Origin of the sequence: Phyllobacterium sophorae, from assembly GCF_003010965.1 — a bacterium.
GTDB classification, from domain to species: Bacteria; Pseudomonadota; Alphaproteobacteria; order Rhizobiales; family Rhizobiaceae; genus Phyllobacterium; species Phyllobacterium sophorae.
Genome location: NZ_PGGM01000001.1, coordinates 300,164 through 323,511, shown reverse-complemented (window position 1 = coordinate 323,511; position 23,348 = coordinate 300,164). Strand labels below are relative to the sequence as shown.

Annotated in this window: 25 protein-coding genes; 13 read left to right on the top strand and 12 right to left on the bottom strand. The window is 55.3% G+C overall.

What is annotated here, in order from left to right; all coding sequences use genetic code 11:
- Positions 1-189: 189 nt before the first annotated feature.
- The 6 genes from CU103_RS01630 (at position 190) to CU103_RS01605 (ending at position 3,839) form a co-directional block, all read left to right on the top strand.
- On the top strand, positions 190-699 hold the full coding sequence (locus tag CU103_RS01630; RefSeq protein WP_106662171.1) for a prolyl-tRNA synthetase associated domain-containing protein: 510 nt from the start codon (positions 190-192) through the stop codon (positions 697-699).
- A 64-nt stretch (positions 700-763) separates the two neighbouring features.
- Positions 764-1,744 (top strand): thioredoxin, encoded by a 981-nt coding sequence (gene trxA, locus CU103_RS01625; protein WP_106662170.1) that lies wholly within the window; start codon positions 764-766, stop codon positions 1,742-1,744.
- Between the two features lie 61 nt (positions 1,745-1,805).
- The gene (locus CU103_RS01620) at positions 1,806-2,468 is read left to right on the top strand and encodes an LON peptidase substrate-binding domain-containing protein (RefSeq protein ID WP_106662169.1); all 663 of its coding nucleotides are present in this window, start codon (positions 1,806-1,808) and stop codon (positions 2,466-2,468) included.
- Positions 2,469-2,490: 22 nt separating this feature from the next.
- Complete coding sequence (locus CU103_RS01615; RefSeq protein ID WP_245448536.1) at positions 2,491-2,685, top strand: Trm112 family protein; 195 nt, start codon at positions 2,491-2,493, stop codon at positions 2,683-2,685.
- A 74-nt stretch (positions 2,686-2,759) separates the two neighbouring features.
- The gene (locus CU103_RS01610) at positions 2,760-3,338 is read left to right on the top strand and encodes a TetR/AcrR family transcriptional regulator (protein ID WP_106662167.1); all 579 of its coding nucleotides are present in this window, start codon (positions 2,760-2,762) and stop codon (positions 3,336-3,338) included.
- 78 nt (positions 3,339-3,416) lie between these two features.
- Positions 3,417-3,839: a metallopeptidase family protein gene (locus tag CU103_RS01605; RefSeq protein WP_106662166.1), complete on the top strand. Its 423-nt coding sequence runs from the start codon at positions 3,417-3,419 to the stop codon at positions 3,837-3,839.
- A gap of 187 nt (positions 3,840-4,026) precedes the next feature.
- On the opposite strand, the gene CU103_RS01600 is transcribed toward CU103_RS01605, so the two are convergent.
- Both CU103_RS01600 and CU103_RS01595 read right to left on the bottom strand, forming a co-directional pair.
- Complete coding sequence (locus CU103_RS01600; RefSeq protein WP_106662165.1) at positions 4,027-4,233, bottom strand: DUF1737 domain-containing protein; 207 nt, start codon at positions 4,231-4,233, stop codon at positions 4,027-4,029.
- Positions 4,234-4,293: 60 nt separating this feature from the next.
- Positions 4,294-5,175: an HpcH/HpaI aldolase/citrate lyase family protein gene (locus tag CU103_RS01595; RefSeq protein ID WP_106662602.1), complete on the bottom strand. Its 882-nt coding sequence runs from the start codon at positions 5,173-5,175 to the stop codon at positions 4,294-4,296.
- Between the two features lie 155 nt (positions 5,176-5,330).
- On the opposite strand from CU103_RS01595, the gene leuD reads away from it, so the two are divergent.
- Positions 5,331-5,936, top strand: coding sequence for a 3-isopropylmalate dehydratase small subunit (gene leuD / locus CU103_RS01590; RefSeq protein WP_106662164.1), 606 nt, complete (start codon positions 5,331-5,333; stop codon positions 5,934-5,936).
- Between the two features lie 178 nt (positions 5,937-6,114).
- Entirely contained in the window at positions 6,115-7,227 is a 1,113-nt protein-coding gene (gene leuB / locus CU103_RS01585; RefSeq protein ID WP_106662163.1) for a 3-isopropylmalate dehydrogenase, read from the top strand.
- 69 nt (positions 7,228-7,296) lie between these two features.
- Here the strand turns inward: leuB and CU103_RS01580 are convergent, their stop codons facing one another.
- A complete protein-coding gene (locus CU103_RS01580) occupies positions 7,297-9,183 on the bottom strand; it encodes an MFS transporter (protein WP_106662162.1) in 1,887 nt (628 codons plus the stop codon).
- 571 nt (positions 9,184-9,754) lie between these two features.
- On the opposite strand from CU103_RS01580, the gene CU103_RS01575 reads away from it, so the two are divergent.
- Positions 9,755-10,789: an aspartate-semialdehyde dehydrogenase gene (locus CU103_RS01575; protein ID WP_106662161.1), complete on the top strand. Its 1,035-nt coding sequence runs from the start codon at positions 9,755-9,757 to the stop codon at positions 10,787-10,789.
- A 46-nt stretch (positions 10,790-10,835) separates the two neighbouring features.
- Here the strand turns inward: CU103_RS01575 and CU103_RS01570 are convergent, their stop codons facing one another.
- Complete coding sequence (locus tag CU103_RS01570) at positions 10,836-11,306, bottom strand: MarR family winged helix-turn-helix transcriptional regulator (protein WP_106662601.1); 471 nt, start codon at positions 11,304-11,306, stop codon at positions 10,836-10,838.
- Between the two features lie 160 nt (positions 11,307-11,466).
- Here CU103_RS01570 and CU103_RS01565 point away from each other — a divergent pair, with 160 nt between their 5' ends.
- On the top strand, positions 11,467-11,889 hold the full coding sequence (locus CU103_RS01565; RefSeq protein ID WP_106662160.1) for an organic hydroperoxide resistance protein: 423 nt from the start codon (positions 11,467-11,469) through the stop codon (positions 11,887-11,889).
- Positions 11,890-12,080: 191 nt separating this feature from the next.
- Positions 12,081-12,902, top strand: coding sequence for an alpha/beta fold hydrolase (locus CU103_RS01560; protein ID WP_106662159.1), 822 nt, complete (start codon positions 12,081-12,083; stop codon positions 12,900-12,902).
- A 6-nt stretch (positions 12,903-12,908) separates the two neighbouring features.
- On the opposite strand, the gene CU103_RS01555 is transcribed toward CU103_RS01560, so the two are convergent.
- The 3 genes from CU103_RS01555 to CU103_RS01545 all read right to left on the bottom strand — a co-directional run bounded on the left by CU103_RS01555 (position 12,909) and on the right by CU103_RS01545 (position 18,152).
- Positions 12,909-14,960 (bottom strand): M3 family metallopeptidase, encoded by a 2,052-nt coding sequence (locus tag CU103_RS01555; RefSeq protein ID WP_106662158.1) that lies wholly within the window; start codon positions 14,958-14,960, stop codon positions 12,909-12,911.
- A gap of 146 nt (positions 14,961-15,106) precedes the next feature.
- Positions 15,107-16,330 carry an argininosuccinate synthase gene (locus CU103_RS01550; protein ID WP_106662157.1) on the bottom strand — a complete coding sequence of 408 codons (1,224 nt, stop codon included), beginning with the start codon at positions 16,328-16,330 and terminating at the stop codon, positions 15,107-15,109.
- Between the two features lie 115 nt (positions 16,331-16,445).
- Positions 16,446-18,152, bottom strand: a complete 1,707-nt coding sequence (locus tag CU103_RS01545) for an ArnT family glycosyltransferase (protein WP_106662156.1) — start codon at positions 18,150-18,152, stop codon at positions 16,446-16,448.
- Positions 18,153-18,445: 293 nt separating this feature from the next.
- Here CU103_RS01545 and CU103_RS01540 point away from each other — a divergent pair, with 293 nt between their 5' ends.
- Positions 18,446-19,087, top strand: coding sequence for a LysE family translocator (locus CU103_RS01540; protein ID WP_106662155.1), 642 nt, complete (start codon positions 18,446-18,448; stop codon positions 19,085-19,087).
- A 6-nt stretch (positions 19,088-19,093) separates the two neighbouring features.
- Here the strand turns inward: CU103_RS01540 and CU103_RS01535 are convergent, their stop codons facing one another.
- The 4 genes from CU103_RS01535 to CU103_RS01520 all read right to left on the bottom strand — a co-directional run bounded on the left by CU103_RS01535 (position 19,094) and on the right by CU103_RS01520 (position 22,050).
- Positions 19,094-19,528 (bottom strand): hypothetical protein, encoded by a 435-nt coding sequence (locus CU103_RS01535; RefSeq protein ID WP_106662154.1) that lies wholly within the window; start codon positions 19,526-19,528, stop codon positions 19,094-19,096.
- Positions 19,525-20,763 (bottom strand): dual-specificity RNA methyltransferase RlmN, encoded by a 1,239-nt coding sequence (gene rlmN, locus CU103_RS01530; RefSeq protein ID WP_106662153.1) that lies wholly within the window; start codon positions 20,761-20,763, stop codon positions 19,525-19,527. Before rlmN ends, CU103_RS01535 begins: the two co-directional genes overlap by 4 nt.
- A gap of 124 nt (positions 20,764-20,887) precedes the next feature.
- Positions 20,888-21,391, bottom strand: coding sequence for an invasion associated locus B family protein (locus CU103_RS01525; protein WP_106662152.1), 504 nt, complete (start codon positions 21,389-21,391; stop codon positions 20,888-20,890).
- 266 nt (positions 21,392-21,657) lie between these two features.
- Positions 21,658-22,050 (bottom strand): YkvA family protein, encoded by a 393-nt coding sequence (locus CU103_RS01520; RefSeq protein ID WP_106662151.1) that lies wholly within the window; start codon positions 22,048-22,050, stop codon positions 21,658-21,660.
- 154 nt (positions 22,051-22,204) lie between these two features.
- Between CU103_RS01520 and CU103_RS01515 the strand changes: the two genes are divergently transcribed.
- The gene (locus CU103_RS01515) at positions 22,205-22,675 is read left to right on the top strand and encodes a low molecular weight protein-tyrosine-phosphatase (RefSeq protein ID WP_106662150.1); all 471 of its coding nucleotides are present in this window, start codon (positions 22,205-22,207) and stop codon (positions 22,673-22,675) included.
- Here the strand turns inward: CU103_RS01515 and thpR are convergent.
- Positions 22,627-23,223: an RNA 2',3'-cyclic phosphodiesterase gene (gene thpR / locus CU103_RS01510; RefSeq protein WP_106662149.1), complete on the bottom strand. Its 597-nt coding sequence runs from the start codon at positions 23,221-23,223 to the stop codon at positions 22,627-22,629. The genes CU103_RS01515 and thpR overlap by 49 nt on opposite strands.
- Between the last annotated feature and the right edge of the window lie 125 nt (positions 23,224-23,348).

Sequence of the window (23,348 nt, the reverse complement as noted above, 5' to 3'; positions counted from 1 at the left end):
GTCTTGCGAAGCGGGGCTTATATGACCCAAGCGCCGGCTAATTGCAACAGGGAATTTTCGACTTCTGAACGATATCTCGAAAAATTGGCAAAAGATGTTGCGGTAGTTTGGTTTTTCGCTTGAGACCCTGTTACCGAGTGATTACGAAATAGCGCAAATCAGCACCAAAGCGAGTTCAAGAAAGCCATCATGCCCAAGACGTTCGAAGAATTGATGCGATATCTCGGCAAACTTGAAATAAACGTGTCGACGATTCGCCATGCTCCTGTGTTTACCGTTGCCGAAGCGCAGGAACTGCGAGGACAGGTCGCCGGTGCCCATACCAAAAATCTGTTTTTGAAAGACAAGAAGGACAATTTCTTTCTCGTGACGGTGGATGAAGAAGCCGAGGTTGACCTCAAGACAATCCACACAAGGATTGGCGCTGTGAGCCGGGTGTCGTTCGGCAAACCGGAGAAGCTTATGGAATATCTCGGCTTGACCCCCGGCGCAGTGAGCCTTTTTGGTGCAATCAATGACACACACCATCAGGTCAGAGTGGTGCTGGATGAAAGCCTGATGAAGCACGACATCATCAATGTGCACCCGCTGACCAATGAGGCTACGACATCGATTGGCCGCAAGGACCTGGTAACCTTCCTGAAGGCTACTGGCCATGAACCATTGATCTTGAAAATAGACGGATCGACCCCAAACTGATAGCTGATACTATCGACAGGAATTAAGCAGAGCATGCCGGTTGGGCAGATGACGGGAGAGTTTCATGAGCAGCACAGATAACCCGTTCGGCAGAGGCTATGGCGCGACGTCTGGCGCCACGACTGTATCGTTTGGAACTGAGGCGCCAAACGGACCGGCTCAAGCCGCCGCCGGCCTGATCAAGGATACGACGACAGCGTCATTTTCTGCTGATGTGATTGCTGAATCGAAGCATCAGCCGGTGCTGGTGGATTTCTGGGCACCTTGGTGCGGTCCCTGCAAGCAGCTCACACCCGTTCTCGAGAAAGTTGTTCGCGGTGCCGGCGGACGCGTCAAGCTCGTCAAGATGAATATCGACGATCATCCTGCCATTGCGGGACAACTTGGCATTCAGTCCATTCCCGCTGTTATTGCCTTTGCCGATGGCAAACCAGTTGATGGTTTCATGGGCGCCTTACCCGAATCCAAAGTGAACGAATTCATTGACCGTATTGCGTCTCCTGATGGTGGCCGTGAAGCGGCCGTTCAGTCGGCGCTCGAGGCGGCGGCGCAGGCCGTCGAGGCCGGTGCTGTCGAGCAGGCGGGGCAGCTGTATAGAGCCGTCCTGGAAGAAACGCCTGACAACATCGCCGCGCTCGCGGGTCTCGCCAACTGTCTGATCGACCTTGGCGACGCCGAGCAGGCGAGGGGTGTGCTCGACCTCGTACCTGGCGACAAGCGGCAGGATGCCGGAGTCCGAACAGCGGAGGCCAAAATCGCGCTGGCCGAGCAGGTAGCGAAGCTTGGAGACCCCGTGGCACTCGAGGCACGATTGCAAGCCAACCCAAACGATCACCAGGCGCGTTTTGACCTTGCGATGATCCTGAACGCCAAGGGCCAGCGCCATGAAGCGGCCGATCATCTTCTCGCCATTATGAAGGCCGATCGTGCATGGAATGATGATGGTGCCCGCAAGCAGCTGTTGCAGTTCTTTGACGCGTGGGGTCCGGGGGATGAGGCTTCTGTCGCCGCACGCCGCAGATTGTCTTCCTTGCTGTTTTCCTGACAAAAATCAGGCACTATAGCCGGCGAACTTGATCTTCTTGGGTCCTGGCGCGGAGAGAGTGATGCAAGCAGGAAATGTACGCTACCGGACGCTGGACGATATTCCGGAAACTGTGCCGATTTTCCCCTTATCGGGCGCACTGTTGCTTCCGGGCGGCCAATTGCCGTTGAATATTTTCGAGCTCCGTTACCTTGCCATGATCGATGCGGCGCTAAGCAGCAAACGAATCATCGGCATGATCCAGCCACGCTTCGATCAGGACAATCAGGAAGACGGCGACTTGTGCGAAGTGGGCTGTCTCGGGCGGATCACGTCTTTTGCCGAAACTGGTGACGGTCGGTTACTGATCACACTTCAGGGCATATGCCGTTTCCGTGTCATCAAGGAAATCACCACCAGAACCCCTTTCCGGCAATGCAAGATCGCACCACTTCGCGCTGATCTCGACGAGGCCGATGATTCCGAAGTCGACAGATCCGCGCTATTGCGTGTGTTTCGCGCCTATCTCGATGCGAACAGCCTAGAAGCGGATTGGGATGGCATTTCGCGGGCTGGTAACGAGACTCTCGTGAATGCGCTCGCCATGATGTCGCCCTTTGGTGCTGCGGAAAAGCAGGCCCTGCTGGAAGCGGCCGATCTAAAAACCAGGGCGGAAACATTGATCGCAATCACCGAAATTGCGCTGGCCAAGGATCAGGATGATTTCGAGGGAAGTTTGCAGTGATCAGTTTCAGGAGGAATGCGCCTTGACGGACGAGAAACGCGATACAGCGATTGACCGCAAACTGCTCGATCTCCTGGTCTGCCCGCTGACCAAAGGACCGCTTGTGTACGATCAGGGTAAATCGGAACTGATCTCCAAATTGGCGCATCTGGCCTATCCGGTGCGAGACGGTATTCCCATCATGTTGCCATCCGAGGCGCGAACCATCACGGATTGACGTCAGGTTCTTTCGTTCGCGGGCATCGTGCGCCATAATCGGAGTCAGTTGCATAACTGACTGTGGATACAACGATGGCGAAACAAAATGAGAAACGCGATGTTCTGATTGCTACTGCGGCGGGTCTGTTCTGGCGTCAGGGATATACCGTTACGAGTCTTGCTGACATTGCGACACATTCCGGTGTTCCACTCGGCAATATCTACTACTACTTCAAGAGCAAGGCCGAGCTCGCGCGTGGCGTGGCGGATATTTTTATCACAGAAACCGAAGGCATGCTGGTGGAGATCACCGAAGCTGACCAGAACCCGCGAACGCGGTTGCAACTTCTCATTGAAAAACTGGCCCAATCGCTGAAAAGCCGTGTTGAACATGGCTGTCCCATTGCCCTTGGAATCCGCGACTTTCGCCATGAGTCGCCCGAGGCGGCCAATCGTGCTGCAGAAGCGTTCAGCCTTCTGATTGGTTTCATCGGCAGAGAACTCGGACGGTCCGGCATCCGCCCATCGACCGCATTGAGCATCGCACGCAATGCGCTGACGGAGTGGCAGGGCGGTATCATGCTTGCACACGGCCTAAGAGATCCAACGGTACTTGCCGAGAGTTTTCGACGGATGGAGCGGTTGCTCATGGTGGCCCGGTCGCGAAGCTGAAAGCGTGAGGTTCATAGCTCTCGCATCTGCCGCTCAAACGCACTATATGGAGCGGGAAGCAGCCTTCCAGGAGTTCTGATGGCCCGAAGTAATCAAACTGCAGATTGGGGCAATCGCTTGTCACCGTCGCTCGGTGAGATCGAATCGCTGGCGATCAATGCATATGCGCACTTGCCGGAAACCTTTCGCAGCCTGTGCGGCGATATTACCATTCAGGTTTCTGAGTTTCCTGACGAACAGATCATTGAAGACATGGGGTTGGAATCACCCTTTGATCTTCTTGGTCTTTTTGAAGGAACCGGTATTGGCGAACGTTTTTCCCTGCAGACAGGAGAGCAGGCCAATCGCATCACAATCTACCGCCGTGCCGTACTCGATTACTGGGCGGAATATGAAGAAGCATTGGGCGATATCGTCACCCATGTGCTCATTCACGAAATCGGCCATCATTTCGGTCTGTCAGACGAGGATATGGAACGAATTGAAGCCACGGTCGAATAGAGGCTGTCTTGCCTGAATCAGGCTGCGGTTTGCTTCGCCCGCGCTGGCGTCAAATGGGAATCTGACGGTGAGCCAGTTCGGCCGGCCGATCCCCTTTTTAGGACAGGCCGGCCAAGCGCGCGGAGGCGGCCATGGCCGACACATCCGAGCAACATATCAGCGCTCAAACGTCGCTTGGCCGAACGCTTCAATAGTCGCTCAGTTTGATGCCGGGCTCGTAGTCCACGCCGTCTATATCTTTTACCACGGCCTGACCGCACTGCATCACTCCGGTCGCCGAGTTGAACGCATAGGTCGGTGATCCGTAAATATGCCAGCCCTTGTTCACCGCTGCCGTCACCTTATGACAGAAGCTCGCATCGTCGGGACCTGTCAGAAGCCGGTATAGTTTCATGGTTTTCTTTCCCAAGTTTTGGCCGAAATAGGCCTATGCTGTTGTACCGCGGTTCAGATTCTAATTTCTGCCTATTGTCTCGATTTTTGCTAGTAGTTTTTGAGCCGCCTCGAGATGCAGGCGCTCCACCATCCTGCCGCCCAGTGCGATGACGCCTTTATCCTTGTTGGCGGCATGGGAAAACGCGTCCACAATGGACCGGGCCTCGCCAATGGCATTTTCGTCAGGATGAAACGCTGCGTTCGCCGGTTCAATCTGCGATGGATGGATAAGACTCTTGCCGTCGAACCCCATTTGAACCGCTTGGGTGCATTCGTCAGAAAAACCGTCCGGATCGGAAAAATCGTTATATACCCCGTCAATTACGTCGAGCTTCCCGGCTCTGGCGCTCAACAGTATTTGCATAAGCCAAGGGATGAAAGGTGCGCGGCCCCTGATCAACTTTGCGCCGGTTTCCCTGGCGATATCGTTGGTTCCGACAACAAAGCAGTCAAGACGAGCTGTCGAACGCAGACCAAGTTCAGCGATTTCATCAGCGTTAAGAACGCCTCGCGGCGTTTCGATCATCGCCCACAGGCGAATGTTCTCAGAGGCATCGGTCTCCTCGAGAATTTCGGCAACGCCGGTGATGTCATATGGGGTCTCGACCTTTGGCAGGAGAATCGCGTCCGGCTTGCAGGCCCTGGCGGCGAGCAGGTCCTCTCCGCCCCATTCGCCGGAAAGACCGTTGATCCGGACAATCCGCTCGGCCTTGCTCGTTGGGTGTCCGAGAAAGTAATCCCGCAATGCCTCACGGGATTGTTCCTTGGCGTCGGGGGCGACGGCATCCTCCAGGTCGAAGATCACTGCATCGGCGGTCAGCGAAACGACTTTGGCTAGAGCCTTGGCATTCGAGGCTGGAACATAAAGGACGGAGCGGCGGGGGCGGAACGGTTTGCTCATCTGGACTTTTTGCCTTGATCGCGCGACCAAGACAAGCGCAATCATGCGTGATTGTCTATCTGCCTAATGTGCCACAGGCGAAACTCTTTGATTCGCGGCCAAGCTGGTGTAAAGCGAAACGTAAAATCATTACCCAGGATCTACAGGCAGATATCATGGACAAATTCACCAAGCTCACCGGCGTTGCCGCCCCGCTGCCGATCATCAATGTCGACACGGACATGATTATCCCCAAGGATTACCTGAAGACCATCAAGCGGACTGGTCTTGGCACCGGTCTGTTTGCCGAGATGCGTTACAATGATGATGGCAGCGAGAACCTGGAATTTGTCCTGAACAAACCAGCGTATCGCAAGGCTCAAATTCTTGTCGCTGGCGATAATTTCGGTTGCGGATCCAGCCGTGAACACGCGCCGTGGGCGTTGCTGGATTTCGGCATTCGTTGCGTGATCTCGACGAGCTTTGCTGACATCTTCTACAATAACTGCTTCAAGAACGGCATTTTGCCCATCCGTGTCAGCCAGGAAAATCTGGACAAACTGATGGACGATGCACAGCGCGGCGCCAATGCGACACTTTCCATTGATCTCGAAGAATTGACGATCAAGGGACCAGACGGCGGGACAATCAGTTTCGAGCTCGACGAATTCCGTCGCTATTGCATGCTCAACGGTCTCGACGACATTGGTCTGACGATGGAAAAGGCGGCAAAGATAGACAGTTTCGAAACCGCCAACGCGGAAAAGCATCCCTGGGCGTAAGCTTTTATCTCGAAAAATGAAATGGCCCGGGTTTTCCGGGCCTTTTTGTATCTATCGGTCAATCGACGCGCTGTCGGAATTCAGAAAATTACGTGGAAAGCTTTCCATCTTTGCTGAACTTGCGCTAAGTACGCGCCATCCCGACTAGAGCGCTCTTCAATCAACGAGGTTTCCCAGCATGGTATCGAAAAAGCTCCTTCTTCTCCCTGGCGACGGCATTGGACCCGAGGCAATGGCCGAAGTCCGCAAGATCATCGCATATATGAACGCCGAGCTGGAAAGCGGCTTCGAGCTGGACGAGGGGCTGGTTGGCGGCTCTGCCTATGACGCCCATGGCCTGGCGATTTCGGAAGCCGATATGGCCAAAGCATTGGCCTCCGATGCCGTCCTGTTTGGTGCCGTTGGTGGCCCGAAGTGGGACAGCGTTCCTTATGACCTGCGCCCGGAAGCAGGACTCCTGCGCTTGCGCAAGGATATGGAACTATTCGCAAATCTGCGCCCGGCAATCTGCTATCCGGCTTTGGCCGATTCATCGTCCCTCAAGAAGGAAATCGTGGAGGGTCTGGATATTCTGATTGTGCGCGAATTGACCGGGGGCGTTTACTTCGGCGAGCCGAAGGAAATCCGCGATTTGGGCAATGGCCAGAAGCGTGGCATCGATACCCAGGTCTATGACACGTACGAGATCGAGCGGATTTCCGGCGTTGCCTTCGAACTGGCGCGCACGCGCGGCAACAAGGTGACGTCGATGGAAAAGCGCAACGTCATGAAGTCGGGCGTCCTGTGGAACGAAGTCGTTACGGCGACTCACAAGGCGAAATATGCCGACGTCACGCTCGAACATATGCTGGCCGATGCGGGTGGCATGCAACTCGTCCGCTGGCCCAAGCAGTTCGACGTGATCGTTACGGATAACCTGTTCGGCGATATGCTTTCCGATATCGCTGCGATGCTCACAGGATCACTTGGTATGCTTCCGTCGGCATCACTGGGCGCTCCCGACGCCAGGACTGGCAGCCGCAAGGCACTTTACGAGCCGGTGCATGGGTCAGCGCCGGACATTGCCGGTACTGGTGCGGCCAATCCGATCGCCATGATCGCTTCCTTCGCCATGTGCCTGCGTTATTCCTTCAACATGGTTGTCGAGGCCGACAGGCTGGAGGCTGCGATTGCCGGCGTGCTCGATGACGGGATTCGCACCGCAGACATCATGTCGGAAGGCAAGACCAGAGTTGGCACCACCGAAATGGGTGATGCCATTCTGGCCAAGTTCAAGGCATTGGCCGCCTGATCCGGAAAATCTGAACTATGAAAAAGCCCGGCGCGATCACTCGCGCCGGGCTTTTGTTGTGTTTGCCGACTACTTGATTGCGTCGAGATCGGTGTCTTTCGTATCCCGTACGAAGATGAGACCGATAACCAGGGTCATCGCCGCGATGACGATCGGATACCAGAGGCCATAATAAATATCGCCCTTGGCCGCGCTCATCGCGAAGACTGTTGCCGGAAGCAGACCACCGAACCAGCCGTTACCGATGTGATATGGCAAGGACATGCCCGTGTAGCGGATGCGGGTCGGGAACATTTCGACCAGAATCGCCGCAATCGGCCCATAGACCATGGTCACATAGATCACGAGCACAAACAGGATCGCAATGACCTTTGGCCAGCTCACCGCAGCCGGATCGGCAACCATCTTAAATGCGCCAGCGCCGGGAACCGTGTAGACCGGAACCTCGGTCGCGCCGGCCGCCTCTTCTGCGGTCAGGAGCTTGTCCTTGATCGCCTGATCGACAGGAACCATGGTCTTTGCACCTCCACGGATCGCGGCCGGGTCGAGCGCTAGTTTCGGATTGGCAGCGATCAATGCATCAAGCTTCGAATCGGCCACCTTGACTGGATCGCGGACGAGGGGATAGCCGCCGTCCTGAAGCGCTACGTTGATGCCCTTTGCAAAAGCGGTTTCCTTTGCCTTTGCATCGGCTCCAGCGGCAACGGCGTCGTAGGATTCGACCGTTTCATTACCGATCTTGACTGTGGCTGCCGTGCCGGGTGCTGCGGTGGCAACAACGTCATAGGGAACCGAGTTGCGGGTCAGGAACGATGTCGCGATGTCGCAGGACGTGGTGAACTTCGCCGTGCCCGTCGGGTTGAACTGGAACTTGCAGTCGCCGGGTGCCGCGGTGACGGTCGCGCGAACATTCTGCTGCGCGGCGGCAAGTGCCGGATTTGCAGCCCAGGTCAAGGCCTTGAACAACGGGAAGTAGGTGAAGATGGCAAGTGCAAGTCCGGCCATGATGATTGGCTTACGGCCGATCTTGTCGGACAGCCAGCCGAAGAATACGAAGAAACCGGTGCCGAGCAAGAGTGCTATTGCAATCATGATGTTGACCGACTGCGCGTCGACCTTCAGCACATTCTGCAAAAAGAACAGCGCATAGAACTGCCCAGAATACCAGACGACAGCCTGACCTGCAGTGAGCCCGAAAAGCGCGAGCAAAGCAATCCTGGCATTCTTCCATTGGCCGAAAGCCTCGGAAAGCGGAGCCTTGGAGCCCTTGCCTTCTTCCTTCATCTTCTTGAAGGCAGGTGATTCACTCAAGGACAGTCGAATCCACACGGAAATTCCGAGAAGAACAAATGAAAGCAAGAACGGAATGCGCCAGCCCCAAGCAGCAAATGCTTCCTTGCTGAGCGAATTCTGGATGATCAGGATGACGATAAGCGAGAGGAACAAACCAAGGGTGGCCGTAGTCTGAATCCATGATGTGTAATAGCCGCGTCTGTTACTCGGCGCGTGTTCGGCGACGTAGGTTGCCGCACCGCCATATTCACCGCCCAGAGCAAGACCTTGAAGCATGCGCAGGGCGATCAGGATGATCGGTGCGGCAATGCCCCAGCTGGCTGATCCCGGGAGTACACCAACCAGGAAGGTTGACAAACCCATGATGAGGATGGTGACAAGGAATGTATACTTGCGGCCGACCAGATCGCCGATGCGGCCAAAGACAAGCGCGCCGAAGGGCCGGACAAGAAAACCCGCCGCAAAGGCGAGCAGCGCAAAGATATTGCGGGTTGCTTCCGGATACTCACTAAAAAAGGCAGCGCCGATAAAGGCGGCGAGAGAACCATAAAGATAAAAATCGTACCACTCGAAAACAGTCCCGAGCGAAGAAGCGAAGATAACCTTCTTTTCTTCCCTCGTCATTCCCCGACTAGAACTGTCGGCCACAGACGTGGTTGCCATTACTATTCCTCCCAGATAACCGCAGTTAAACCGAGAACGCGATCAGTTTTACCCCTCGATCATGTTCTCAACCATTGACATTGCGCATGGCCGTTTGCCGCGATTGCTTGTTGCGGCAAACCACGCGCCGGTGAACGGCCCTCGGAATTTTCTCCCCCCAAAGGTCACGCACCTGATGCACGCGCGGAGTGTTCAACAAATATTGCTGAAAGCAAAGCCCGCATCTTACGTCAATTGTCTAAAATTGTGCGTAACACGACATATTCTTCTCTTTTGATGAGACAATTGACTCTTTTCGGAAACCGCGTACAAGCACAATCGGACAAGGAGACACCCAGGTGGGTAGCGAATCAAAAGCGCTGTTTTCGACGAACGATACCGGCAGGATTGCCGGATGCGCTGGCGCGCCTGCTCTTTTCCGCAAAATTTCGGCCAAACAGACTGCGAAAACGACCACCAAAACGGTCTGATTTCCCTTGGCCTGCTCGCCCCCTCCCGGTCCGGCCCGGGGGAAAAGACCCGCAGTGGCCAGCGGGTTTCTGAACAGCTGAGAGGGACAGGAGATACACAGATGAGTTTCAAGGTTGCAGTTGTTGGCGCCACAGGCAATGTGGGCCGCGAAATGCTTACAATACTGGAGGAGCGCGGCTTCCCCGTCAGTGAAGTCGTTGCACTCGCGTCGCGCCGGTCGCAGGGGACCGAAGTGTCCTTTGGTGACAAAACGCTTAAGGTCAAGGCGCTGGATACCTTTGACTTTTCCGATACGGATATCTGCCTCATGTCGGCAGGCGGCAATATTTCCAAGGAATGGTCACCCAAGATCGGCGCGCAAGGCTGCGTCGTCATCGATAATTCCTCGGCCTGGCGCTACGATTCCAACGTACCGCTGATCGTGCCGGAAGTGAATCCCGACGCGATTTCCGGTTTCACCAAGAAGAACATCATTGCCAATCCGAATTGCTCGACCGCACAGCTTGTCGTTGCCCTGAAGCCTTTGCATGACAAGGCAAGGATCAAGCGTGTCGTTGTCTCGACCTATCAATCCGTGTCGGGTGCCGGCAAGGAAGGCATGGACGAGCTGTTCGAACAGTCCCGCGCAGTGTTCGTTGCCGATCCGGTGACAGCGAGGAAGTTCACCAAGCGCATCGCCTTCAATGTGATTCCGCACATCGACGTGTTCATGGAAGATGGCTACACCAAGGAAGAGTGGAAGATGGTCGCCGAGACCAAGAAGATGCTCGATCCCAAGATCAAGCTCACGGCGACCTGCGTGCGCGTTCCGGTTTTCATTGGTCATTCGGAAGCGGTCAACATCGAATTCGAAAGCCCGATGAGTGCAGGAGAAGCCCGCGAAATCCTGAGCGATGCGCCAGGCTGCCTGGTCATCGATCGCCATGAAGATGGCGGCTATATAACGCCATACGAAGCTGCAGGCGAGGATGCGACCTATATTTCGCGTATCCGTGAGGATATCACGGTCGAAAACGGTCTTTCGATCTGGATTGTATCGGACAATCTGCGCAAGGGCGCTGCGCTCAATACGATCCAGATTGCAGAGCTTCTGGTTGCACGCGGGCTGATTCAGCCGAAGAAGATTGCAGCCTGATCGCATAGCGCAATCGGCACAGAAAGGGCGCGGGATATCGCGCCCTTTATTTTGTCTCTCCGATGCTAGCGACGAGATTATCTCGCATCGTGATCAGTTCGGACCGCAGTGACTGCGCTTCGTCCATGCTACAGCCAAATGCCTGACCCATGGCGACAGGCACAGCTTCGGCACGCTCGCGCATCTTGCGGCCCTCATTTGTCAATCCAATCAGGACCTGTCGCTCGTCAACGGTGTTGCGCCGTCTTGTAATCAGACCTGCCGTTTCAAGGCGTTTCAACAGGGGTGTCAGTGTGCCTGAATCAAGGCTGAGCTTGTCGCCTATGGCCTTCACGGTCTGATTTTCCTGCTCCCACAATACCACCATCACCAGATATTGCGGATAGGTCAGCCCAAGCGCAGCAAGACGCGGCTGATAGGCGCGCGTTACCGCATTTGCGGTGGAGTAAATGGCGAAACACAGAAAGTTCGACAGCTTCAGCTGCGACTCCTGCGCATTTCCTGTCGCATTTTCCATCCTGGTCACTCCCACCGGTTCTGTCTGCTCAAGATAGCCAAACGCATTAGATTGCGCATCATTTAATTTTTCGCCACTCATAACAAAATTTCTATTGCACACAATTAAATTGTGTGCAATCTAATGTGTGTCAGGCAAATCCAGTCAGGGAAACAAACCAATGAGCATTCTCTATACGACAAAGGCGACAGCAACCGGCGGCCGTGATGGCCGCGCCACCAGCGAAGATGGCCGGTTGGCCGTCACGCTTTCGACCCCCAGGGAACTTGGCGGCAATGGTGCCGAGGGGACCAACCCCGAGCAGCTCTTTGCGGCCGGCTATTCCGCTTGCTTCCTCGGCGCAATCAAATATGTGGCCTCGCAAAAGAAGGTCAAACTGCCGGAGGACACAGGAGTCACCGCCACAGTCGGCATTGGTCCCCGCGACGATGGCAAGGGTTTTGGCCTCGATGTCGCGCTGGCTGTCACTCTGCCAGGTGTGGAAGCGGAACAAGCGCGCGAAATCGTCGATGGCGCACACGTGGTCTGCCCCTATTCCGAAGCAACCCGCAACAATCTGAACGTACGTATTTCAATTAATTGACACCCTGGGTTGTCAAGCTAGGGTCAACTGGACCAGTATCATGAGCAATTCTCATTTGACGTCACGCCGTTCCTTCCTGACCGCCGGGCGCGGGCCTTATTGCCGCCGCCAGCTTTCCAGCGAGCGGTGCAATGGCGGCGCAGACACCCAAGACATCAAAATCCAGCCAACCAGTGAAAGGACACAATGCGATGACCACGATCACGACAAAAGACGGAACCGAGATCTATTACAAGGATTGGGGCAAGGGACAGCCGGTCGTCTTCAGCCATGGCTGGCCGCTCACTGCTGATGCCTGGGAAGACCAGATGTTCTTTCTGGCGTCGCATGGCTACCGGGCAATCGCCCATGACCGCCGCGGCCATGGGCGTTCGAGTCAGCCGTGGAACGGCAATGACATGGACCAATACGCCGACGATCTGGCAGAGCTGTTTGAACAGCTCGATCTGAAGAACGCAATCATGATTGGTCATTCGACGGGCGGTGGCGAAGTGGCGCGCTATATCGGTCGTCATGGCACGAAACGAGTCGCCAAAGCGGTGCTGGTCGGCGCCGTCCCGCCGTTGATGCTGAAGACCGACGCCAATCCGGAAGGCCTGCCGATCGATGTCTTCAATGGCATCCGCGACGGTGTCATCGCGGACCGCTCGCAGTTCTTCAAGGATCTGTCATTGCCGTTCTATAGCTACAATCGGCCCGGTGCAAAAGCCTCTGAAGGTGTCAGGGATTCCTTCTGGCTGCAGGGTATGATGGCAGGGATGCCAGCTTCCTATTTCTGCATCAAGGCGTTCTCGGAAACCGACTTCACTGAAGACCTCAAGAAAATTGACGTGCCGACATTGTTCATCCACGGCGATGACGACCAGATCGTGCCGATTGACGATGCCGCCCGCAAAGCGGTCAAGCTTGTCAAGAATGCCACACTGAAGGTCTATCCGGGCGCTCCGCATGGTCTTGCGACGACCCACAAGGACCAGCTCAACGAAGATTTGCTGGCCTTCGCCAAAGCCTGATCTGGCTCAAGCAAGCCCACGTTTCTCGATCATTGCATCGGGCGTGGGCATCTTGCCGCGGAAAGCCTTGTAAAGCTCTTCCGGATCACGGCTTCCTCCCGCCGAATAGATATACTGCTTCAGCTTTGCCGCGAGATCGGCGTTGAAAACATCGCCGGTTTCCTCAAATGCCTTGAAGGCATCCGCATCGAGTACTTCCGACCACATATAGGAATAGTAGCCGGCCGAATAACCATCGCCGGAGAACACATGCGTGAAATGCGGCGTGCGGTGACGCATGATGATCGCATCCGGCATCCCCAACTGTTTCAATGTTTCCGCTTCGAACTTGATCGGATCGGCTGGGGGTGTGCCGTCAGCATGGAACGCCATGTCCACCAATGCGGAAGAGGTGAACTCCACCGTATTGAACCCTGCATTGAACGTGTTCGCTGCAAGCACCTTGTCGAGTAGCGCCTTCGGCATGGCTTCGCCCGTGCGGTAGTGGATGGCATACTTTTCCAGGATGGCCGGTACGGTCAACCAATGCTCGTAAAGCTGCGATGGCAGTTCGACAAAGTCGCGCGATACCGACGTGCCGGAAATAGCGGGCCAGGTGACGTCCGACAAAAGCCCATGCAACGCGTGGCCGAATTCGTGAAACAGTGTTCGCGCGCCATCGAGCGAAAGCAAAGCGGGTTCGCCCTTGGGTGGCTTGGCGAAATTCATGACGTTATAAATGATTGGCTTGTGTTCGCCGTCGAGCTTGTGCTGCGATTGCAAGGCGCTCATCCAGGCGCCCGAGCGTTTCGATTGACGATTGAAATAGTCGCCAAGGAAGAGACCCCGCTTGCTGCCATCCGGATTAAGGACTTCCCAGACGCGCACATCAGGATGCCAAGTCGGGATGCCGGTTTTCTCTTCGAAACGGATACCGAACAGGCGTGTGGCGACATCGAAGCAGGCCTCGATGATCATCTCCAACTGCAGATAGGGCTTCAACTCGGTCTCATCGAAGGCAAAGCGCTCATTGCGCAGCTTTTCAGCGTAGTACCGCCAGTCCCATGGCTCAACCTTGTGGTTGTGGCCTTCACCAGCAATGAGCCGTTGCAGGTCGATTTCTTCTTCGGCGGCGCGTGATCGCGCTTTGTCCCATACTGGTTCCAGCAGGTCCATGACTGCTTTTGGTGTTTTGGCCATCGTATCGTCGAGCTTATAGGCAGCAAAACTCTGATAACCCAAAAGCCCGGCCTTCTCGGCGCGCAACTTCACCATCTCGGCAACGATGCGGGTATTGTCCGTTTCACCGCCATTCTCGCCGCGCGCTGCCCACGCCCTGAAGGCCTTCTCGCGCAAGGCGCGGTTTTGGGAAAAGGACAGAAAGGGCTCGATGATCGAACGCGACAGCGTAACCGCCCATGCATCAGCACGGTCGCGCTCCTCGGCCGCGCCGCGCATCGCGTCGCGCACGAAGTTTGGCAGGCCGGCCAATTCCGTTTCATCCGTAATGAACAGCGCCCAGTCGGCCTCATCCTTCAGGACATTCTGACCGAATTGCGCTCCAAGACTTGCAAGTCTCTCATTGATGTCGGCAAGCCGCGCCTTGCCTTGGACATCCAGCCTTGCACCGCTGCGCACAAAACCTTTCCACGTTTTCTCCAGCACGCGGTCGGTTTCAGGGTCGAGACCGAGCAGGTCGCGCTGTTGGTAGAGAGAGTCGATGCGGGCGAAGAGCAGCGGATTCATCATGATCGATGAAGAATGCCGTGACATCTTGGGGGCAATGACCCGTTCCAGCGCCTGGATCTTGTCATTGGTGTGGGCTCCGGCCCTCAGCCAGAAAATTGCCGAAACACGGTCAAGGGCCTTGCCTGAGAGTTGTAATGCCTTCAGCGTATTCTCGATTGTCGGGGCCTCGTGATGAGTCACAATCGCTTCGATATCTGCCAGATCAGACGTGAGAGCCGCGTCGAAGACGTCAGCGAAATCATCGTCGTTGAAAGCTGTGAAATCTGGCAATCCCAGAGGGCCAGTCCATTCGGTCAGTGCGGGATTGATGGCCGGTTTTGTCGAGGACATGGGGCGCTCCGTCATATGGCAAGAATAGCTTGGTTCTAACATCTAGGACGGCGATGCGATGGCCACAAGCGGGAGGGGCGATAAAGTATGTCTCCGGCGCGAAACAAAAGGCGGGGCAGGGCCCCGCTCTATTGCGTTGAGAACTATCAGCTGTTGCGCTTGCGGGCAGCAAGTGTGCGCAAGCGCAATGCGTTGAGGCGAATAAACCCGGCTGCATCCTTTTGGTCGTAGGCGCCGCGGTCATCCTCGAAGGTTACAAGCGCATCGGAATAGAGTGACTTCTTCGATTTGCGGCCGGACACCATGACATTGCCCTTGTAGAGCTTCAAACGAACGGTGCCTTCGACATCTTCCTGGCTCTTGTCGATCATCGCCTGAAGCATTTCGCGCTCCGGCGAGAACCAGAAGCCGTTATAGATGAGCTCAGCGTAACGTGGCATGAATTCATCCTTCAAATGAGCCGCACCGCGATCGAGAGTGACTGATTCCATGGCACGGTGCGCGGCCAAGAGAATCGTGCCGCCCGGTGTTTCATAGACACCGCGTGATTTCATGCCGACGAAACGGTTCTCAACCAGATCAAGACGTCCGATGCCATTGTCACGGCCCAGATCATTGAGTGTCTTTAGCAGCGTTGCCGGTGAAAGCGGCTTGCCGTCGATGGCGACTGCATCGCCCTTCTCAAAGGCGATCTCGATTTCCGTCACCTTGTCGGGCGCATCCATCGGTGAGATGGTGCGCTGGTGCACATATTCCGGCGCTTCCTGCCACGGATCCTCAAGAACCTTGCCTTCGGACGACGAGTGCAGAAGGTTGGCATCGACCGAGAACGGCGCTTCACCGAGCTTGTCCTTGGCGATCGGGATCTGATGCTCGCGAGCAAATTCCAGCAGATCCGTGCGGGATTTGAAGGTCCAGTCGCGCCAAGGGGCGATTACCTTGATATCGGGATTGAGCGCGTAGGCAGATAGTTCGAAGCGCACCTGATCGTTGCCCTTGCCGGTCGCACCATGGGAGATGGCATCAGCGCCAGTGCGGGCAGCAATCTCCACGAGATGCTTGGAAATCAGCGGGCGGGCGATGGAAGTGCCGAGCAGATAGACACCCTCGTAGACAGCATTGGCGCGGAACATCGGGAAAACAAAGTCACGCACGAATTCTTCGCGCACGTCCTCGATATAAATTTCCTTGATGCCAAGCATCTCAGCTTTCTTGCGCGCCGGCTCGAGTTCCTCGCCCTGGCCAAGGTCGGCGGTGAAAGTCACGACTTCGGCGCCGAGTTCCGTCTGCAGCCATTTCAGGATGATCGATGTATCGAGACCGCCCGAGTAGGCCAGCACGACTTTCTTGACGTCTTTCCACTTGTTCATTGTATTTCCCTGAATATTGACCGCCATGAGGCGCGATAGGCATCTGTTGCGGGTCTTTTAGCAGTTGGTGCGATGTTGGCAAGTTTTGCCTTGCAACGAACGATAGCGCGCTTGGCTATTTTCGAGTTCCGATCCAGCCATGCTGACCATACCGCTTGCGCGCCTCGATCAGTTGACGAGATTTGAGCGCAGCAATGAAGGGTTGCCATTGGACACGACGCCAGCCGGCGACAACCTCTTCGACGGAGAATCCTTGTGTGCCGAGCGTGTCTGCGACCGATTTCTCGTTGGTCATCACCAACTTGATTTCCGGAGCTATCCCGGCCGCAGGAAAATGGCGCGTCTGCTTGAAGGGCGTTTCGCGATTTGTATGCAGACGGACTTTTGCCGCATCAAGGTGAGAGCCAATGAATAAAACTTCATTTTCAGGCAGGTGGAGAGAGGTTGCCTTCGCAGCCAGAGCTTCACCAATGTCCGGCAACAGGAGGCCGCTCAGGATCGGCGTGGCGATAAATACGCCTCCAAGCAGTAGAAGCGCGAAACACAACACCAGTTGGTCAGTCCTGGCGTTGCTGCTCGAGAGCCAGAGAGCAGCCAGTCCCATGAACGTTGCTATCGTGAGACCAACAATGATGACCGGTGAGAGAAGGAGCAATCCAATTATTAGAACTACTGCCAGCACGCAGGCAGTCAGGATTATGCACAAACGCAAAACTACCCGCAGCAGATTGTCGGACCTTTGGTCCATAACGCTTTGCAGCGCGCATGCCAGAAGTACGCATACCAGCGGTACGACGGGCATGACATAGCGGTGAGACGTATATTCTGCGAGGGCAAATATGATGGCAACGCTAGTGATCCAGCCGGCGATGAATGGGGCGGCTTCAACCGAACTCAAATTTGGACGCTTGCCGCTCGTCCTGCTGCCGACAAGGAGCATGATAAGCCACAGAACAACAGGTAGAAACAGCCCGGCGACATTGTCACCCATACCGTCCAGAAAGTTGCTTATGCCGAAGGTAACTTTTTCGGAAATCTGGTCACCGACAAAGTCCGAGGCGAGTTCCCGTGATGCGGTGAAAGATTGATAAACAAACCATGCACCGGACAGCATGAACGAAGGCAATATTGCCACGGGGACCCAAAGCCGGCGCGCACGCTGGCGCATTGAAGGTAAGCCAACGCTAAAAGCAACGACATAGGTCACCATGGCCAGCGGCAGCAGGCCCTTGGTGAGAACGGCCAACCCGGTACCGCCATATGCAAGCAGGCCGTAATAGGTTTGGCGATCTTGGCGGAAGAGGAGGCAAGTGAACCCGATGAAGCTCAAAAGCATGAACAATGTCAGCGGTAGATCTGGAATTGCGTTGATGCTTGCGCGCAGGAAAACAAAATTGCAGGCAAGCATCGCGGCAGCGAGCAATGCCGTTTGGTCACTGCGGGACAGCATGTGGGTGAAATGGAATGTCGCGAAAAGGATTGTGGCGCCACCGATCAGCCAGAAGAACCGTGAGCCGAGCACGGAGATGCCAAAAATCTTCATGCCAGCGAGGCTCATCCAGTAGGTGAAGGGCGGCTTTTTCAGCCGCACATCACCCTCAGCAGTGTGCGGGGTGAGGTAATCGCCGCTTTGGATCATTATCACTGCGCCATTGGAGTAGTAGCGCTCGTCGGGGAAATGTAGAACGAGGCTTGAGCAAAGCGGCAAGAGGCCGACAATGAACGCCAAGGCAAGAAAAACAACCAGTTTGGTTCTCGATATCCTATCGTATCGAAGGCCCGGATGATCGGCCGCTATCGTGGCGGTATCATTCTGAAACATCAGTTATCTATGGCATCTGTCCCTGTCGTTCGGCTTCATATCCGTATCAATGGCTATCCCCAACGTAAAGATGCAATTGTAACAAGATTGAGTGGAGGCGGGCCTGAAAATTGCGCCGGACCGTCTTAGGCCGGATAGAATCGGCTGGTAAGAACTTCGCTCTGCCAGGTTATGCCCGGGAATACGACTTGTGGGACGCGAGATTTTGCCTGCGGTGTTCTGTCCTTGCTGAAACCGGATGGCCAAGTTCGAGCTTTCGCGTTAGGTTTCGGCAGTTTCAGACGGAGCCCACAATGAACTTCATCCCAGATTGGCCGATTATACTGCAGTTCGCTATCGCGACCTTCGTATTGTCTATTACGCCGGGGCCCGATATGACGCTTTTTGTCGGCAGGGCTCTGTCGGAAGGAAAGGCGGCGGGTTTTGCGTGTCTTGCGGGCGCGAGTAGCGGCATTGTCGTGCACACGACGATGGTTGCCGTTGGCCTATCGGCGCTCATTGTGGCTTCACCGAGTGCGTTTTTTGCGCTGAAGATAGTGGGGGCGGCTTATCTTGTCTGGCTTGCCTATCAGGCCATTCGCAATGGATCAGCGTTCTCACCGGAAAAGCAAGCAGGGCAATCGCACACACTGCTGCAGAACTGGCTGACCGGATTCGGGATAAACCTTCTGAATCCGAAGATCATCCTGTTCTTTATGACGTTTCTGCCGCAATTCGTATCGGCGAGTGATCCTCATGCTCCGGGCAAGCTGTTCTTCCTTGGTGTGCTATTCATCCCCTTGGCGCTTCCTGTGGTTGCGCCAATGATTATCGCAGCTGACACATTCTCAAAATTGCTCAAGAAGAATCCAACCGTGACGCGTATCACCGACTGGCTGTTCGCCGGGGTGTTCTCGGCGTTTGCGGCAAAGATCCTGATGGCACAGGCGAAGTAGCCTATCCTAGCCTTCCCGGTCGTCGGGACGTTGCACGATCAGACCCGCGCTGCGTCCCGAAATTAGCCAGTAGACGAAACCGCCGACAACACCGGTGGCAAGAATAGCTGCGAAGGTACTGATGTCTTCCGTTTGCGGCCGCCATTTCCAGACGATAACGAATACAGCCGTACCCGCGCCGCCAAGGGCGTAAAACAGCCAGTCACGCCAGCTCGTGAGCTCGGCATAGAGGATCAGGACAGCGGCAGGAATGAAAACGCTGTACCCGATGACCACGGCAAATGCCGGAACGGTCATATAGAGGAATGGGCCCTCATCACCAATCCACTCAGAGCCGCCGATGAGCAGCATATTGAGGAATATCGAGGCCGCAACAATGGCACAAATAAATCCAAAAATGATCAGCGCAAACCGGAATAGATAATGCAGGAGCTGGCTCAATCTTCGCCGTGCCCGGCAATCATGGCGGCTTCGAATGCCAGACGCTCCGTCTTTTTCATGCGCTCCGATTCCGACTTCAACTGACCGCAAGCCGCCAGGATATCGCGACCGCGCGGTGTGCGGATTGGCGAGGCATAGCCGGCATTGTTGACGTAGTCTGCGAATTTCTCGATTTGCTCCCAATCGGAGCATTGGTAGTTGACGCCGGGCCACGGATTAAACGGGATCAGGTTTATTTTGGCCGGGATGCCCCTCAGAAGCCGCACCAGTTCCTTCGCATCCGCGAGCGAGTCGTTGACGCCTTTGAGCATTACATACTCAAAAGTAATGCGCTTCGAGTTGGATAAGCTCGGATAGGCGCGGCATGCGTCGAGCAGTTCCTTCAGCGGATACTTCTTATTGATCGGTACCAGCATATCGCGCAAGTCGTCGTTTACCGCATGCAACGAGATTGCCAGCATGACGCCGATCTCCTCACCCGTACGATAAATCTCCGGTACGACACCGGAAGTCGAAAGCGTAATCCGCCGCTTGGATAGTGAGAGCCCGTCGCCGTCGGAGGCGATCAGCAGCGCTTTTTTCACATTCTCGAAATTGTAGAGGGGCTCGCCCATGCCCATCATGACAATATTGGAAACCTTACGGCCTTCGGCCGGAACGATGGCGCCATCAGGTGTATTTCTATCGGGAAAATCGCCGAGACGATCGCGCGCAATCAGCAATTGGGACAGAATCTCTTCCGCAGTCAAATTGCGAACCAGCTTCTGGGTTCCGGTATGGCAAAAGGAGCATGTGAGGGTGCAACCGACTTGGCTGGAGATACACAGCGTACCGCGACCTTCCTCGGGAATGTATACAGTCTCGATCTCCACCGGCCTTCCAGCTCCGCGTGGCGGAAAGCGGAAAAGCCATTTGCGCGTACCGTCATTGGAAATCTGTTCTTCAACGATTTCCGGGCGCGCCACATTAAAATGACGGGCAAGCAGTTCGCGCATGTCACGCGAAATGTTCAACATGTCGGCGAAATCAGATACACCTCGCACATAGAGCCAGTGCCAGAGCTGAGCGACCCGCATCTTTACTTGCCGCTCTGGTACACCAATGGCGATGAGGGCCTCGCCCATTTCCGCGCGCGACAAGCCAATCAGTGAAGGCACTTCCTTCATCGAAGCGAGGAATGCGTCACGGGATTGGTCCCGGGCAACAGGAGGTGTCAGGTCAAGCGATACGGACATGGGGTTTTCTAACGTTCTTATCGGAAGCGCGGCTCATATCACGTTCCGGCGCGCACGTCACCTCCACAAGCGCAAAAGCCGGACACACCCTGTCCGGCTTCTCAAACACGAGAGCAGAATGTGACTACTTGCAGGTCGCAATTGCTTTCAATGCAGCCGATACACCTTTCAGTGAATAGCCATAACTCGTCTTCGTCCCGCGCTTCGAAACCGCATTGATCGTCATTTTTTGACCGGAGCGGAGAGCGGCAACAAGCTGCGGTTCTTCAGCGGCATTTTCCATCCAGCCATGGCTGCCATTGGTGAACATCGAGAAAGTGCGATCATCGATGGTCACGACTACTTTCGAATTTTCCTGCAGGTCGTACCCTGCTTTGAATTGTGGCTCGAAGCTGACATTTTGACCCGGCTTCTGGCTTACCATGAAAAAATTATCGCCATGGTCAATCTTGGCCGGCTGCTTGTCCACCGGAACCGAGAGGACGTAGCATACTTTCCCCTTGCCCTGCTGATAGCTGTAGGCACCCCAAGCGTTGAACTGGCTGATTTGACTTGGGGTTTGGGCAAGAGCTGTTCCTGTCAGCCCAAGGATGAGCACAGACATCGCTACAATTGATTTTCCAAACATATTACCTACCAGTTTCTTTCGTTCACTTCATAACTCGTGAACCGGCAATGGCCCGGAGAAAATCCAGATGCCGCACTGTCCAGTTCGCTTTCTCTTAATTTGACTTAATCTGGGTTACCAAACGGTGAAGACAGGGTCAAAAAAGCGATTTTCAGAGCCATGACGGGGGCACATTCCGCTCGAAGTTTCATTCGCAAACTCCAGCCAGCCAAAAGCGGCGAGACTTTGACGTTTGACGCTATCACAAGCTTGTGATGGTGCCGATATCAATCGCCAAGCGAACCACCCCGATCCAAATCCTCGAGCGCTTTCCTGGCGGCCGCCCGATGTGCTGGCGTAATATTAGTGCGGATTGCTGTCAGTGCCGCCATCAAGACGGCGACGTCGTCGGTAAAGCCAAGGCCGAGGATAATGTCGGGAATAAAATCCAGCGGCACCACGAAATAGGCGAGGGAAGCCAAGAGAATCCCCCGCACCTTCGTTGGCGTTGCCGGGTCAAGAGCGCAAAAATACCCGGCTACGACCTCTTCCAGAAACGGCACGGCCTTTGCGGCCTTGCGAACGGTTTTCCAAAAACGCGCGCGAACGCGTTCCTCGCGGGAACGGCGCTGATCATCGCTCCCTGGCTCAAGAATTTCACCGATCTTCACGTCGTCCATTCTCATTCCTTCAACCTATTCCGTGACAACATGGGAAGGACTTTGACGGGGTGCAAGACTTTCGATCAAATTGCTGTGACATTGCCCATCAAAGATTTCGTTGCATACGATGGTGTGGTTACCCGCGCTGCTCGTCCCCAATCAAGCTGTACTCATGAAAAACCACCCGTTTCGCTCTGTTCTCTTCGTTTGTCTTGGCAATATCTGCCGTTCGCCGTTGGCCGAAGGCGTGTTCAGGGCATTTCTCGTAGCGGAGGGCAAGGGCGAGGGCATTCTCATCGATTCCGCTGGTACGAATGGCTATCACACGGACGAACCTCCGGATCCGCGGTCAATCGCGGTCGCAGGCAAGTACGGAATTGACATTTCGAGTCAACGCTGCCGCCAACTAACAGCAGACGACTATACGCGCTTTGATTTGATCGCCGGCATGGACCGCACCAACGTTGCAGCAATCGAAGCGCGCCGGCCGCTGAATGCACGCGCTCAAATAGGGCTCTTCTACGGGATCGCGTCCGGCGCAACCCTCGATATCCCCGATCCCTATTACGGCACGAATGGCGATTTCGAGCGGGTCTACCGAATGATTCTGGCAGCTTCAACGGGTCTTTCGAAGGCGTTCTGATAGGAAGAGCGCGGCGCCTCCAGTGGCCAGGCTTCCTCGACGATGTAAGGTCCGCCACCGATTGAATCGCGCGACGACATCAGCACAAACCGTCCAATCGTAAACGGTGCCGTTGAGAAGTTGCCACGCGACGACAGATAGTGCGCGACCTCTTCATTACGAACGTTGCGCAACCGGGCCAACGTCACGTGTGGTGTGAATTTGCGCGGATCTGCGGGCAGCATCAGGCGCTGACATATACGTTCGATCTCGGACTGCAGCGCTTGAATATCCGGCGATGGCGAGATGCCGGCAAAGATGCTGTGCGGCTTTTTCGAACCGAATGCATTGACGCCAGAAAGCTTGAGGGTGAATTCTGGCCGCCGGATACGATCGAGCGCATTGGCTACCTCATCGGCGACATGGCCTTCGACGTCGCCGATAAAGCGCAATGTGATGTGATAGTTTTCGACATCAATCCATCGGGCACCGGGCAAACCACCGCGCAAAAGCGATAGTGAGAGAGCGGCGTCCCTCGGGATTTCGAGGGCAGTAAAGAGACGCGGCATAAGGCATCCTCCCCGAATCGAGTTGTAACTCTAGAGAATCATTGAATGAGTCTGGGAGCAAGGCATTAGTTCAGATTATCTTCTGGCGCGACAAATTAGACACGCTTAATGCGTAAGCATCATAG